This is a genomic window from Paenibacillus sp. P3E (assembly GCF_001909045.1).
GTDB lineage: Bacteria > Bacillota > Bacilli > Paenibacillales > Paenibacillaceae > Paenibacillus_AQ > Paenibacillus_AQ helianthi.
On record NZ_LVWH01000048.1, the window covers coordinates 89,759 to 105,356 of the forward strand.

6 protein-coding genes are annotated in these 15,598 nt (G+C 48.3%); 3 read left to right on the forward strand and 3 right to left on the reverse strand.

Annotated elements, in window-relative coordinates:
• Positions 1–6 precede the first annotated feature (6 nt).
• The 3 genes from A3842_RS06680 (at position 7) to A3842_RS06690 (ending at position 11,742) form a co-directional block, all read left to right on the forward strand.
• A complete protein-coding gene (locus A3842_RS06680) occupies positions 7–8,148 on the forward strand; it encodes a non-ribosomal peptide synthetase (protein WP_074100840.1) in 8,142 nt (2,713 codons plus the stop codon).
• A 493-nt stretch (positions 8,149–8,641) separates the two neighbouring features.
• A complete protein-coding gene (locus A3842_RS06685; protein WP_074100841.1) occupies positions 8,642–9,679 on the forward strand; it encodes an ABC transporter substrate-binding protein in 1,038 nt (345 codons plus the stop codon).
• 8 nt (positions 9,680–9,687) lie between these two features.
• Positions 9,688–11,742 carry an iron ABC transporter permease gene (locus A3842_RS06690; protein WP_074100842.1) on the forward strand — a complete coding sequence of 685 codons (2,055 nt, stop codon included), beginning with the start codon at positions 9,688–9,690 and terminating at the stop codon, positions 11,740–11,742.
• Between the two features lie 26 nt (positions 11,743–11,768).
• On the opposite strand, the gene A3842_RS06695 is transcribed toward A3842_RS06690, so the two are convergent.
• From A3842_RS06695 to A3842_RS06705, 3 genes are read right to left on the reverse strand one after another with little or no spacing between them, the layout of a single operon-like run.
• Complete coding sequence (locus A3842_RS06695) at positions 11,769–13,166, reverse strand: sensor histidine kinase (RefSeq protein ID WP_256701551.1); 1,398 nt, start codon at positions 13,164–13,166, stop codon at positions 11,769–11,771.
• Positions 13,160–13,855, reverse strand: coding sequence for a response regulator transcription factor (locus A3842_RS06700; RefSeq protein ID WP_074100844.1), 696 nt, complete (start codon positions 13,853–13,855; stop codon positions 13,160–13,162). The genes A3842_RS06695 and A3842_RS06700 overlap by 7 nt, the downstream gene beginning before the upstream one ends.
• A 14-nt stretch (positions 13,856–13,869) precedes the next feature.
• Positions 13,870–15,339, reverse strand: a complete 1,470-nt coding sequence (locus tag A3842_RS06705; protein ID WP_074100845.1) for an FG-GAP repeat domain-containing protein — start codon at positions 15,337–15,339, stop codon at positions 13,870–13,872.
• Between the last annotated feature and the right edge of the window lie 259 nt (positions 15,340–15,598).

Below are 15,598 nucleotides of genomic sequence, written 5' to 3' on the forward strand. Positions count from 1 at the left end.
TCTTTAATGAGTTATTCCAACAGTCGCGTTATAAATCTGGTAAGAATTAACGGCAAGCGGGTGGATCTCTCGCAGATCGAGAAGGAATGGGTCAAACACCCTTCTGTACAACAATGTGCTATTGTGGCTGTCAAAGGGAAGTCCTCCGATTTACGTCTGGTGGCTTTTGTAACAGGTCAAGACAGGCTGGATTGCCGGAAGCTGTGTTCTGATATTAACCGGCCAGAAGGTAGCGATAATGTTGTCTGCATTCAGATATCCTCATTTCCCCTTTTGCCAGAAGGTAAGATCGACAAAGAAGCCCTCTATTTATATGCTGAAAAAAATGCTGAATTACTGAATTGGGAGGCAGAAATTCGTTCGCTTCCTCATATCGGCAAGGTAGCAGTCGTTGCGGAAGAAATACTGCATGAGATCGAACACGTCCATATCGATGATTTGATCAATACCGGATATACAAAGAAGGAGCAGTCTTTGCCGCAAGGAGAGGTGTTGGAGGAGCGGACTAATACAGAGGTGAGATCCGGACCGATAGCAATTATACATGGCGGTACTCAAAGCCACTCGCGGAATGAGCCTGTCACCTTGGCGGATGTACTGGAAAGGGCTGCGCAGAACTACCCTGAGCATGGAATACACTATGTCAATGATGAGGGGCAGACCCACTTTCAATCCTACTCGGCTCTCCTTCAACAGGCGAAAGAGGTATTAGCGGGACTAGAGAAGCGTGGCTTAAAACCACAGGATAAAGTCATCTTCCAGCTGGAAGAGAAAAAGGATTTTGTTCTCGCGTTTTGGGCTTGTATATTAGGCGGATTTGTTCCTGTTCCCGTTACGGTGCCCCGTTCCTTTGCGCAATCCGGTACGGATTTAAATACGCTCAGCTATATTATAAATACATTAGAGCAGCCACATATCATAACAAATAATAACCGATATGAAGATATCAGGGACCTGGTTGCCAATTCCAGCCCAGCGTTAAAGCCGATCAAGCTAGAGGAACTGCAGGGGTATCCTGCTGCTGCTGTTCATCACCCCTCTTCAACGGATTTAGCAATCATTTTGTTTACATCCGGAAGCACAGGTTCACCCAAAGGAGTGCTGCAAACTCACGACACTATTATTAGCCGGGAGCGGGGGACAACCCTTTTAAACCGGTTTAATGCAGAAGAGATTTCAGTAAACTGGATGCCCCTGGAACATGTTGGTGGTATTGTAATGTTTCATATTAAGGAAATGTACGTAGGCTGTACGCAGGTGCAAGTTCAGACTAACTATATTCTGGCAGAGCCCTTGCATTGGCTTGATATTATGGACCAGTATAAGGCCACGTTAACTTGGGCGCCTAATTTCGCCTATTCTCTGGTTGCCGAGAGACTGGAGCAAACCGTGGGCAGGACATGGAATCTTTCCGCCATGAGATTTATTCTTAACGCAGGTGAAGCTATAACGGCTAAAAGCTGCAAATTATTTCTGAACAAGCTTCAACCTTTCGGGCTTCGTTCAAATGCCATGTTCCCCACATGGGGGATGTCTGAAACATGCTCGGGGGTTATCTACTCTAATACTTTTGACACTGAACCCCATACAGGTATCCGTGTTCTTGAAACCGATGCGGTAACCGGGACGTTTAGATTGTCAGATCGGATTCAGGACGGCATAACCTTTACGGAACTTGGGCAGCCGATTCCAGGAGTAGATGTAAGAATTGTAAACTCGAAGAATGAGCTGATTCATGAGGGGGAAATTGGCAGAATTCAAATCCAAGGATTAACCACTACTCCCGGTTATTACAATAATCCGGATGAGAATGAGAAAGCCTTTACTCCGGACGGCTGGTTTAATACCGGTGATCAGGGCTTCATTTGGGAAGGCTGTCTGACCATTACAGGACGGTTAAAGGATCTGCTGATCATAAATGGAGTCAACTACAGCAATGTAGAATTGGAGGGGCTTGTTGAGGAAATAGAGGGAATCGCCCTCTCCTTTACCGCAGTTTGCGCCATAAGGGGTCAAAACAGCGACACAGATAAAATTGCAGTGTTTTTTGTATCGGAGCTAAAGCATCGTGAACAGACTTTGAACCAGGTTCGCACAGTACGGAAGAAATTAAGTGATGCTCTAGGTTTGAAGATTGATTTTATCATTCCTGTAACAAAGAATGACATTCCCAAGACTAACATAGGTAAAATTCAGCGTTCCAAGCTTGCGTCACAGTTTCTGGCGGGGGAATTCAGCACGATCCAGCGGGAAGTGGATGTATTTGAGAAAAATGAACGAACGGTGCCTAACTGGTTTTTTGAAAAGAAGTGGAGTCATGTACAGCCTGCTGCCAGTGCTCCCGATTTTCTGGGTCGGTCGTTTTGGATTATTGATGATGGGGATAACACTTTCATAGCTAATGCGATTCTGGCTCAGGGCGGACAAGTATTGCTGTACTCTCATCAAGAAGATGTCATCCCGGTTGGCCCACTGCCTACGGATATTATTTATATTTCCAATTCCCGATTTGCCGGAGAAATGTTGTCCGAGGCAGAAATTAAATCCTTTCACAGGAAAGGTCTGTTTGGATTGCTTCATCTCATCCAGTCACTGCACAGGGCAAAGCCTGAAAAAATACAGCTGTATGTTGTGACCAGGAATAGCCAGCATTGTATGGACGAGCCGTGGTTGAATTATGGCGATGCCCCGATTCAGGGCTTTCTGAAAAGCGCTGCATTGGAGAATACGTGGCTGGCCTGCTGTCATGTGGACTTTGATTGCCGGGACATGGGGTTTAATGGTCTGATCGAAGAACTTAGAAACGTAAAACCCCAGGATGAAGTCGTTTACCGCCAAAACAAGAGGCTTCTGCCTCAGCTTGTTCCAATAGATATCCAACAGAGCGGCAAGCAAACAGTCAACCTGCAGGCTGAAGGCATGTATCTGATAACCGGTGGGCTTGGTGGCATTGGCACTGAATTAATTAAAGAGTTAGCTGACCGGCTAGACTTGAAATTTATTGTAGTAGGCAGAACAAATATTGATGACGAAAAGCAGCACTGGAAGAGTGACGTTGGCGGCGGACAGGTACCAATCAGATTACAAGCCTACAAGGAGTTGGAGAAAAATGATGTCGATTTTATCTATTTACATGGCGATTTGACAGATGCTGCTTTTCTAAAAAATGCCATCGCCCAAGGCCGGGCAAAATGGAACAAGCCTTTGGAAGGCGCATTGCATTTGGCGGGTGAAGGAAGTTTAGAGGAGCACTGGAAACACTTTGAAGATCGGTGGATTCATGCAACGGATACAAGTATCTACGAGCGAATGTTTACAGCAAAGGTACACGGAACACTGGCACTACATGAGGCGCTCCTGAATGAGCCAGAGGCTTCCCTGATACTCTTCTCTTCGGTAAATGGCTACTTCGGAGCTTCAACATTTAGCGCATACTCTTCAGCCAACAGCTTTATCGATCATTTTAGTATCTACAGGGCACATAACGGGTATCCCCATACTTACTGTTTTGCCTGGAGTCAGTGGGAGAACGTAGGCATGAGCCGTAATAACCTGGCGACTCAGGTCACTGCAAGCCGTGGATTTCTGCCGTTGTCTCGCGAGCAAGGCATTCATTCCTTGCTATACGGACTTATTTGCTCTACTCCACTTGTCTTTGTGGGGCTGGATCGTAATCATCAAGAAATCAGAAATGGGCTTAGTTATACACAGAACACTGAAATGATGCCAGTCATCTATTATACTTCTTCAGATATTGCAGCTTCTTCCCGGTCCATCATGGATAAGCTGGCTGCACTCGGAGCAGAAGACTGCAGGCTGGTTGAGCTGGCAGAAATCCCGGAAACAAAGGACGGATCGATTGATTATGCCTCCTTAAGCCTTATACAGGGTAACCGTCAGACGGTACTTGGGGATGAAGAGCCATTGTCGGCAACAGAGATGGCCCTCGTTAGCATATTCAAGGAAATACTGCAAATTAACCAGGTTAACCGTAATGACAGCTTCTTTGAATTGGGAGGGCATTCTCTCAAAGCGACTTTGGTGTTATCAAGAATGCAGCAGGAATTGAACATCAAACTTCCCGTTCAAATGATTTTTCAGCATCCTGTAGTTAAACAGTTGGCGAACATTATTGATCAGACCCGCGAGTCTCTTCAAACGGCAGAGATCCATATTCCGAAGCTGCCGGTACAGCGTTATTACGAGCTGTCACACGCACAAAAAAGAGTGTACATTTTAACTGAAATGGATTCACAAAGTAATAATTACAATATTCTCGGAACTTGGGAGCTACAAGGTGTTTTACAGGCAGACGTACTGAAAGAGGCATTCCAGCATCTCATTAACCGTCATCAGGGGCTCAGAGCCACCTTTGTAATGGTGGATGAAACGCCTGTACAGCAAATCGCGGCGACAGCAACTCTGGATTACAACTATCTGGATGTTTCAGTTATGGAGGAGGCGGCAAGGAAGAATGTCATTCAGGAGATTGTAAGCCGGGAGGCGGAAAAAAGCTACAATCTGGGGCACGGTCTGCTGATGCAGCTTACTCTCCTAAAGGTTGCACCTGAGCGGCATCTGCTTATCGTTGCACAACATCACATAATCTCGGATGGTTGGTCATTAGGGCTTCTGATGAAAGAGCTAGGTGACATTTATGAAATGCTGCTTCAAGGAAGTGTTCCTGAAGCCGTGCAGACGGAACTTGATCCGACGGATTACTTTGCTTGGCATAACCAAATGGTGGAACAGGATCAGAAGAGCCGTGAGTATTGGTTAGACAAGCTTGCAGGGGAACTTCCAGCTCTTGAACTGCCGCTTGATTTCACCAGACCTGTCATGCAAACCTACCGAGGGGATACCAAGCTCTTGACCATTCAGCCTGAATTGGCCCGTATACTGGAGGGGCTAAGCCAAAAACACGGAGTTTCGCTGTTTATGACTCTGTTAGCCGTTTTTAAGGTTCTGTTGTACAAGCTTACCGGAACTCAAGATATTATTGTCGGATCTCCTATTGCGGGGCGTAATCATATAACAGAGAAAATGATTGGCATGTTTGTGAATACGCTGGCGCTTAGGACGCATTTAGATTCAGCAGAGAGTTTTACTGATTTTCTGGAAAAGGTAAAACAAACGGCTCTGGAGGGCTATGAGCATCAGGAATATCCTTTTGACAGACTGGTTGACGAGCTTCATCCTGAAAGGGATATCAGCCGGACCCCTATTTTTCAGGTAATGATGGGTATGGTAAATCTGCCGTTGGAGTTGCAATTAAAGGATTTGAAGATTCAGGAAATCATCCAGGAGCACACAGTCGCTAAATTTGATTTAACCCTCCATATTTTTGAACGGAATGAAGCCCTGCTGGTATATTTTGAGTACAATACAGATTTGTTTCGGCTGGAAACCATCCAGCGCTTCATGAAATATTACGAACGTTTGCTGGAAGCCTTCAGCTCAAATTCTACGCTCAAGATAAGTGAAGTAGACTTCCTTGATGAAGCTGAACGCGCCTACCTTATTCACGAGGTAAATAGGACGCATAACCCGTATCCCCGTGAACTGACGATCAAGGAGCTGTTTGAGGAACAGGTAGAAGCAAATCCCGGGAAAACAGCATTATGCTGGAACGGACAGGATCTGACCTATGCCGAATTAAATAAGCGGGCCAACATCATTGCGAATGAATTACGCAAGTTGGAGGTGCAACGTGATGAGGTTGTAGGTATTATGGTTGAGCGAAGCGTGGATTCCATTGCCGGTATTCTGGGCATCATCAAGGCTGGAGGAGCTTATCTGCCTATTCATCCGGATTATCCGTCGGAACGGATAACGAATATGCTGGAATCCTCCGGAGTAAGAGTTGTACTTACGCTAAAAGATAGCGAAGGTATCGCCGGGAAAACTGCTTTTTGCCTTCCGTTAGACAGTTTGCAGCTATTGGAAGGAAATGCGAATAATCCGCTATCTGTCAATCAGGCTGCGGACTTGGCTTATATTCTATATACTTCAGGCTCTACCGGCCAGCCCAAAGGTGTTATGGTGGAACATCGGAATGTAATCCGATTGGTCCGAAACAATCAGTCGTTACCGGTAGAACAGCGGGATCGCATTTTGTTGACAGGGGCTCTGACGTTCGATGCCTCAACTTTCGAAATGTGGGGTGCTCTATTAAACGGATCGACTTTGTATTTAGTGGATGACCATGTATTATTGGATGCTTTGGAGTTGGCTCATCACCTATCAGACTATAGCATTACTGTTATGTGGCTGAGTTCACCCTTATTTAATCAATTGTCGCAGGATAATCCGGCTATGTTCTTACCGCTTAAAATCCTGATTGTAGGTGGAGATGTCCTATCCTCCAACCCTATCAATAGAGTTAAGCAGGCTTGTCCTGAATTGACCCTTATAAACGGGTATGGTCCCACGGAGAATACGACCTTTACAACTACCTATCCTATTGTGCGGGAGTATGCTCATACCATTCCTATTGGCAGACCGATCAGCAACACGACCGTTTATATCCTTGATAAAGACGGGCAGCTATGTCCTATAGGAGTTCATGGAGAACTATATACTGGCGGCGATGGGGTTGCGAGAGGGTATATGAATGATCCGTTACGGACTGCAGAGAGATTCATTCATGATCCCTTTGCAGGGAAGGGCAGACTGTATCGCACGGGAGATATCGTCCGCTTGAATAGCGAAGGCTGTGTTGAGTACATTGGAAGGACAGATAACCAGGTGAAAATACGGGGATTTCGAATTGAACCTGAAGAGATCCGAAATGCAATTTTGGCATATGGGCTGGCCAAGGATGCTGTAGTCGTTGTCAAAAGTAATGTCAGTGGCCACAAATACTTAGTAGGATATGCCGTTCCCGCAAATGGCGGATTGACAGCAGGTTCATTCAGAAATGAACTGCAGCATATTTTGCCCGAGTATATGATACCAAGCTTGATTGTACTCTTGGATCAATTGCCGCTGCTTAACAATGGTAAGGTGGATTACAAGGCTCTGCCGGAGCCCGATAGAGTAGAAGACTTGGGTGAGAGCTATACGGAACCAACGAATGATATTGAAAAAGATATCGTTGAAGTTTATCAGCAGGTTATGGGCTTGCCCAAGGTTGGTATCACGGATTCCTTCTTCGAGCTTGGCGGAGATTCACTGTTAAGTATCAAGGTGGTATCTAAGTTTAGGGAGAGGGGGTACAAGGTTGATCCCAAAAGCATATTTATGTTCTCAACGCCAATGGCATTAGCCGAAATGATTGCTGCGAGCGGAGAGTCCGTTGAGGTTCGGCAGCGAGGACCGAAGGATTATCTCATCGCCTTGAATTCCAAAGAGAACAATGGAAAGAGGTTAATACTTGCTCCTCCAGCCGGCGGCACAGTTATGGGCTACATTCATCTGGCTCAGCAGTTGGACTACCCAGTATATGGACTGCAAAGTCCGGGGCTATATGAGGATGAGGCGCCGCAATATTTAAGCTACGGGGAACTTGTAAGCTGTTACTTACAGTCCATTAGTGATACCTATAACCCGGAAACGGATTATCTGGGCGGCCATTCTGTAGGGGGACATATTGCCTTCGGGATGTGCCAGGAGTTAATCCGGCAAGGGCGGCCCCCTAGAGGCTTGATCATTCTGGATACAACCCCCTCCCTTGAGCTGTTAGCCGGATCAGATGATGAGGATGTATCAGAGGAAGAGCTGAAGCTGATGCTTCTGGTGTTAGGTATGGGGAACATCATGGGGCTTCCTAATGACCAAATCAAGGCTTTGGGTTACGAGAAGGCCAAACAGGCCATTATGGATGCAGCGAGGCAGGATGAGCTTGTTCAGGATTTTATGACAGCAGATTACCTCAATAAATATTTGCAGATTCAACTTCATAATGTAATGATGTCGAGAGTGCTGGAACTGGAGGCTACCAAGCTATCTATTCCTATTATCGTCATGAAAACCTTGGAGCATCCGGATGAGATTAAACAGCGCTTTGTTGCCTGGAACAACTACGGCTCGGGAGACGTACGTTTCATTGATATTCCCGGAAATCACGTTACGATGATGAGACAACCTTATGTCACGCAGCTTGCGTCGTTAATTGACGAGGCTACAAAGGAAGTAAGCACATTATAATACAAGAAAAGAGTGCTTAATGCTTTATAAGTTCTAGGGGGGTGTCCCAAAGCCATGAAATGGCTACTTGGGACGCCCTTTTTTATACGTAGGAGATACGTAAGCTATTGGGGTGGACGCTCCGCGAACGGACCGTTGTTTAAGCGGGAAATGGATCTGCCATCTTTAAAAAACACAAAAAATATCGAGCTTGAGGGGACAAACGGTGCGTACAGTTCCGCTCCCTGGTAGCAGGGCGTTTTTTATTAAAATATAGAATTCCCGCTGAAACGGATGCCAAAAAACGATAGGTACATCGCTGCTGCGGAAGCCTAAGCTTGTATAAGGACGGCTAAGCCGTTTCACATACATATTAAATTTTAACTTTGACTTTCAAAGAAATCCCATATATTATAGCTAATATAATTAAAAATGATAATCATTATCACTACACCGATAATGATTATCAAGGATCGCAGCTTAAATTACTATACATATAGGGGGATTTACCAAAGTGAATAAAAGGTTATTAAGCTTAGTTATGCTTATAGTTGTCGTACTGGTTGCAGCAGGCTGTGGATCTAACAACACGAATAAGTCGGCAGCTGATGGAGGAACGGCCGGCAATGCAGCAGCTACAAGTGCTGGGGCTACCCATGCGCCAACGGAAGCCGCAGCCGGACCGATTGTAGTTAAGGATGCCAAAGGTGAGGTTACTCTGGATAAACCTGCGCAAAAAGTTGTAGTACTGGAATGGACCTTCACGGAAGATGTGATTGCGCTCGGTGTACAGCCGGTGGGCAATGCGGACAACGAAAACTATAAACTGTATGTGACTTCTGAAGCACCACTCGATGCGAGTGTAACTGATGTGGGCACACGCGGAGAACCGAATCTGGAGACGATTGCTGCCTTGAAGCCGGACTTGATTATCGCCAATACCGATAGCCATGAAGCGATTTATGAGCAATTAAAGGGGATTGCGCCAACGCTGATTTTTGGTCTGTATCCGCCCGAAGGGCAAGGCGATCAATATACACAGATGGAAGATATCTTCAAAAACATTGCAGCAGCTCTCGGCAAAAAAGCGGAAGGCGACAAGGTACTCGCTGATTTGGATGCACATTATACAGATGCAAAGACCAAGCTGGCCGCAGCAGGCAAGGAAGGCTTGAATTATGTACTGACCCAGGCCTACAGCTATCAGAATGCAGCGACGATGCGTCTTTTTACAGACAACTCCCTTGCTGTACAAACCTTGGACCGGATTGGCCTGAAGAACGATTGGAAATCTGAAAAATTCGAGGCTTACGGATTCAGTACATCGACAGTTGAAGCTTTACCGGCGGTTCAGGACACGAATCTGCTCTATATTGTCCAGAAGGATGATGATATTTTCTCGAAAGAGCTGAAGGACAATTCAGTCTGGAAGGGCCTCAATTTTGTGAAAGAAAAACGCACCTTCGGATTGGATAGCACCACATGGGTCTTCGGCGGTCCTGTATCCTCCAAAGTCCTTGTGGATCAAGTAGTAAATACATTAACGAAATGAGCAATTTGATGAATACCACAACGGGCAAAAGAAACTCAACCGGGATGACCTGGCGGCTGATTGGAATATTTGGGGGCGGCTTTGCCGCCCTCTTCGTTGTATTTATGCTCAGCCTCTGCTTTGGGGAGGCCAAGATCCCGGCAGCTACTGTATGGAATGGCCTGCTGCACCGCCAGGATATAATGGAGCATAATCTGCTCTGGGATATCCGGATGCCGCGTACAGTCATTGGTATTTTGGCCGGGGCCGCCCTTGCTGCGGCTGGCGCTTTACTACAGACGATAACGAAAAACCCGCTCGCCTCCTCAGATACACTGGGGATCAATGCCGGGGCTTACTTTATGGTTGTGCTGGGCATGGTTGCTTTTCCGGCTATGCAGCAACAGTATCCATTACTATTGGCCGCAACGGGGGGATTGCTGGCCGCACTGGCTGCCTATGTCCTGAGCGGAGGACGTAAGGCCACACCTGTCCGCCTGGCTTTGTCAGGCATGATCGTATCCATGGTACTCGGAGCGTTCACATCGGCTCTTCATATTTTCTTCCAAACAGAAACGCAAAATCTATTTTTGTGGGGTTCAGGCTCTTTAATTCAGCTGGACTGGGACGGGGTGCGGTATGCCTGGCCTTTTGTCATTACACTTCTAGGCATTTCGGTGCTTGCAGCAAGGCAGTTCGATGCGCTTGAACTGGATGAATCTACTGCCCGTTCACTCGGTCAGCGGGTAGGCTTAACCCGGGCGGTGGGCCTTGGCATAGCGGTGCTAATGGCCGCAATTGTGGTCAGTGTGGTTGGACCTATTGGCTTCGTCGGACTGGTCGCCCCCCATCTGGTCCGGCTTAGCGGAATCCGCAAGCATCGTCTGCTCATTCCCGCAAGTGCGCTCTGGGGGGCCCTACTTATTACAACAGCAGATACTCTGGCCCGTATGGTGCGGAGCAATCTGGGGGAAATGCCTGTCGGTGCAGTGATGGCGATTATTGGAGCGCCGTGGCTCATCTGGCTTGTGCTCACCAAGATGAAAAATATATCCGGTTCAGGCGCTGGCCAGGCATCGATGAATATAGGAGGGGCAGCACTGCGTGTGCGTTTTACTCCCGCTGCGATATTCATGACCCTGCTGCTTATCCTGACTATCCTTGTGAGCCTGTCCCTTGGGGGAACCAGAATCCCGGTTTCTGATTTGCTGGAAAGTCTGGGGGGCGGAGGAGATCAGGCGTATTCCGTCCTGCTCCATTTACGGCTTCCCCGTACACTCGTGGCCGCTTGCGGCGGTATAGCATTGTCCATCAGCGGTGTCTTAATTCAAAGTGCTGTACGAAATCCGCTGGCGGATGCGTCCATTATCGGTGTAACCTCTGGTGCAGGCTTTGGTGCGCTGGCCGTGCTGGTGGTGTGGCCGGGGCTCTCCATATTGGCCCTTCCGGTTGCTGCTATAGCGGGTGGGGTTATCGCCGCAGCCTTTGTATTTACGCTGGCTTGGCGCAAATCCTTGAATCCTTCTGTTCTGATCCTGCTCGGAATCGCAGTCTCTGCCATCGGTTCTGCAGGAATACAAGCCATGATCGTCAAAGCAAGTCTGTGGAACAGTGCGGCTTTTATCTGGTTGACCGGTTCTACATATGGCCGGAGCTGGCAGCAATTTTATAGTCTGTTTGTCCTTCTGCTGGTACTTGTTCCTATTGCTTACTATTTGGGCAGGAAATTTGATTTGCTGGCCTTTGGTGATGAAAGTTCGACAGGCTTTGGGCTGCCGGTTCGCGGAACGAGGCTGTGGGCGATGATTATCGGTGTTTTGCTTGCTGCAGGAGCTGTTGCAAGCGTAGGAACGATCGGTTTTCTCGGACTCATGGCGCCGCATGCGGTGCGGATGATGATCGGGCATCACACCAGACGCTCCATTATTTTGTCAGGACTGCTTGGCGGCTTGCTGCTTGTCGTTGCTGATACGGTGGGGAGAACGATCATCGCGCCGACAGAAATTCCGTCAGGGCTGATCATTATGCTGATTGGAGCACCGTACTTCCTGTTTTTGATGTATCGCTCGCTTGTTCATAAGTAATGAAAAGAGCTGTACGCGTACCGGACTTACTCTATCCGGTAACGCGGCAGCTCTACAATAACGGAAGTGCCTTTGGTGAACTCGCTCTCGACCCGCAACGTCCCGCCGTGCAGTTCGACAATTTCTTTGCAGATTGCAAGGCCGAGACCGCTTCCGGATTGGCGTGATTTTCCTTTGAAGAATTTGGTTCCCAGCTTCTCCAGGTCGTCTTCTTCAATGCCTTCCCCGTTATCCGCAACAGTAATGATAATATGGGCTTGATTGGAAATGGCAGAGAGCCGGATTTCCCCTTGAGCCGGAGTGAATTTGAAGGCATTGTCCAGCAAATTGACAAAAACCTGCTTCAGGCGGTTGAAATCCCCGTCTACAGGCAGCGGCTCATCCGGGATATCGGCATACAGGCGGATCTGTTTGGTGGACCCCCGGTATCTGAACTGCAGCAGCAAATCCTCCAGCAGCCCCCGCAGATCATAAGGTGTAAGCGTAAGCTTCATCTCACCCGCCTGAAACTTGGAGAAATCCAGCAGGTCCTCTACAAGTCCGATCAGACGGTCCGTTTCACCGGTCATGACCTCAAGCCCCTGCAGCGTTTCTTCTGTTTCCGATAAATCCCCCACAAGCAGCGTTTCGCCCCAGCCCTTAATGGATGTAAGAGGAGTGCGTAACTCATGCGTGACGGAGGAGATGAAGTCGTATTTGATTTTTTCGCTCTTGACCATTTCCTCTGCCATGTAATTGAGAGTGACGGCCAGGGTGCCGACTTCATCGTCATGCTGCTTGGTCGCTCTAACGGCAAAGTTGCCGGTAGCCATTTCTTTGGCGACAGTGGTCAACTGCTGAATGGGACCTACAATTCGTTTGGCGATAATGACACTCAGCAGGAAGCCGAAGGCAATGACCAGCAGTCCCACCCAGGCAGCGTTGATGAGGATCTTTACAATTACACTGTACAAAGGTTCTGCCGAGACGGAATAGCGCAGTACGCCAATATTTAATCCGGATTCTTTCAAGGCAATGGAGATGGCCAGAATCCGTTCTCCATTGCCCGGTGTCAGGTTCTGATAAGTTCCTTTGCCGCTGGACAGAGCCGCCTTGACGTCGGGAGTGTCAATCCGCTCCGAGCTTGCGAAGCCAAAGGAATTGATGATCACATTCCCTTCCGGACTCAGGACTTCAACCTTGCTGCTCTCGTCAGGCGAGAGGTTCTCCAGTATATATCTGGCCCGTTCATGGATGGAGTAACCCTCCAGATATTTATTGAAAAAGGTGGCAGAGGTTGTCGCACGCGACGTTAGTGTCTCCATGGCACTGCCCAGATAATAATAATGGACAGCCACAATAAATACCCCCTCCAGCAGGAGGACAATCAGGAGCAAAACAAGTGTGATGTAGACAATGAGCCGGGACCGGATCCCCTTTAGCACGGTTGTACCCTCCATAAATAGCCGAATCCCCACACCGTTTCGAGGTATTGGGGTCCGGAAACTTCCTGCCCGATCTTCTGACGGATCCGGCTGATATTAACATCTACAATCTTAAGCTCACCCATAAAATACTGACCCCACACGGAGGTCAGTATTTCATCACGGTTGATCGCTTTGCCGGGCTGCTCCATGAGCAGCTTCACAATGGAGTATTCCGTAGGGGTGAGGGGGATGTCGATTGAATTCTTCAATAATTTGCGTTCATCCAGCAACAGTGTGAAGGGGGCCAGCTCGATATGGTTCTGTGGCGGGGGAGCCTCCTCCGGATACATTCGCCGGTACAGCGCCCGGACCCGTGCTGTGAGCTCAACGGGGCTGAACGGCTTCACAACATAATCGTCAGCGCCGGCTTCCAGTCCCATAACCTTGTCAACCTCCTGGCTTTTGGCGGTCAGCATGATGATGCCAAGCCGGGGAAACTGCCTGCGCAGTTCATCACACACTTGGAAGCCGCTGATTCCGGGAAGCATCAGGTCCACAATCGCAATGTCGAAATTCCTATTCTCTCCGGCAATCGTCAGGGCTTCTTCGCCCGTGGCGGCTTCAACAACCTCCAAGCCCGCACGCTTCAAATTGATGCGCAGCAGATCGCGTATGGGCTTCTCATCTTCCAGTACGAGCACCTTCATGACTCCACTCCTTGTTATGGCCGGGGCTTCTGCGGCGTGCCGGCCAGCTGCTGTACTTCTTCCAGGGTCAGCTTCAACTGCTCATACTCCTGGGATGCAGGTCCAGTCAGCTTGCTGCCGGCATTCGGTGATGGCAGCACGGCAACGAGCACCGTAGGCTCTGATTCATCACTTGTATCCTGCAATTCGTATAGCAGCTTATAGGAAGCTTTTGCGGCAATCAGCTCTGCTTCAGCCTTCTGCCAATCTTTCCGTGTCAGCAGGCGCAGCTCCAGCAGCGGGGCCTTTTCCCCGGAATTTGCGTTCTTGTAGATAAAGTTTATATGCTCCCATGGAGCAGGAGATTCCCTCGTAGGATCCAGCAGGTATTTGCCGGTCCAGGACCCGAGAATATGGAAATTGAATCCCCACCGGTCGAATTGCTCCTGCACGAGCTTAAGTCCTGTTTGGCCGTCCCATTGATAATATTTGGTGATAAAAGGAGTAGCCAGCGGCGCGAAGTTCTCTGAACCGGCAGGAGGGACAAGGAAGCCGATTTCAACGATTCCGTCTCCGTTTACATCCTCGCTGTACAGCGGATAATCTTTGATAGACAAGCTGCCTTCACCAAGTAAGCTGTCCGGACCAGGAGCTGTGGGCTTCAGTACAAGGTCCTTGCTGCCCTCAAGTGCCGAATGCTGATAATCGTCTGTTGCAAGTATATCAGTAAAAGCCCCATTCGCCCAAGTCAGGAGAGAGGTATAGGAAGCATGCGCGCCAACTGCAGCATCGATAATCAGTGCGTTTGCTGTAGGAGAGGCCTTGGCATACATCATTTGGATGACCGTTCCGCTAATCTTTTGGTCGGATAAGCTCTGCTGCTTGCCTCCGTGTAGCCGTAATAACTGGAGACGGGATAGCGGCTGGTTATCTGTATCGACTGTGGACTGGAGCAAAGCGATGTCCATCCCCCCTTCGTTTGTTATATCCCCTACTGCCAGATAGTCATAAGGCTGCTTCAGAATCTCCGATAACTGGCCGCCGGTGAGGCTGTAGACCGACAACTCTCTGCTTAGGCCTTGACCGCCGCTGAATCCCAGCAGTACATCCGGCGCTCCGTCTGCAGTGACATCCGCATATTTTACATAGTCCAACTCGCTGCCGACTCCGGTAATGCTGGTCAGCTTTTTCCATGCACCCCCCGTCTTGGAAAGTACCAGTGTGTTGATTTCATAGTCGGTTTTATCTGTTTTGTAGAAAGCCAGGATTTCATCCTGCCCATCCTTGTCGAGATCCTGCAGCTGAATGGCGCTGCTCGATTCGGAATGAACAGGCACGGTCAGGTGAGAGCCTGCCGGCAGGAAAGGCTGGACAATGCTTGTTATCGTTCCGTCTGCATTTCCCTGGGAAGGAGCCTTAAGCAGGTCACTGGGAGTTTTCATTTCACTGCAGCCTGCCACCAGCACAGTGAGTCCAAGAAGAGCGCTTAGCGCTGATTTATTCATAACGTATAATCTCCTTTGATAGGTCTGAGGCTAGTATATCCCAGGCCCTTCGCAAAGTAGTATCAAAATGGTAAAGGCTGATTAACTCTCATCTTAAACTTTCGGCTGTAACTATGTGCCCCTTGTCCATAATATTTCTTAAACGTGTTCGAACCAACCGGCAGCGGCGGTGAAATCCAGAATATTGAATTTTAATTAATATGAAGGGAAAAATTCCTTATAATGAAAAAATAATAAAGTAAAAGAAGGAAAATAATTC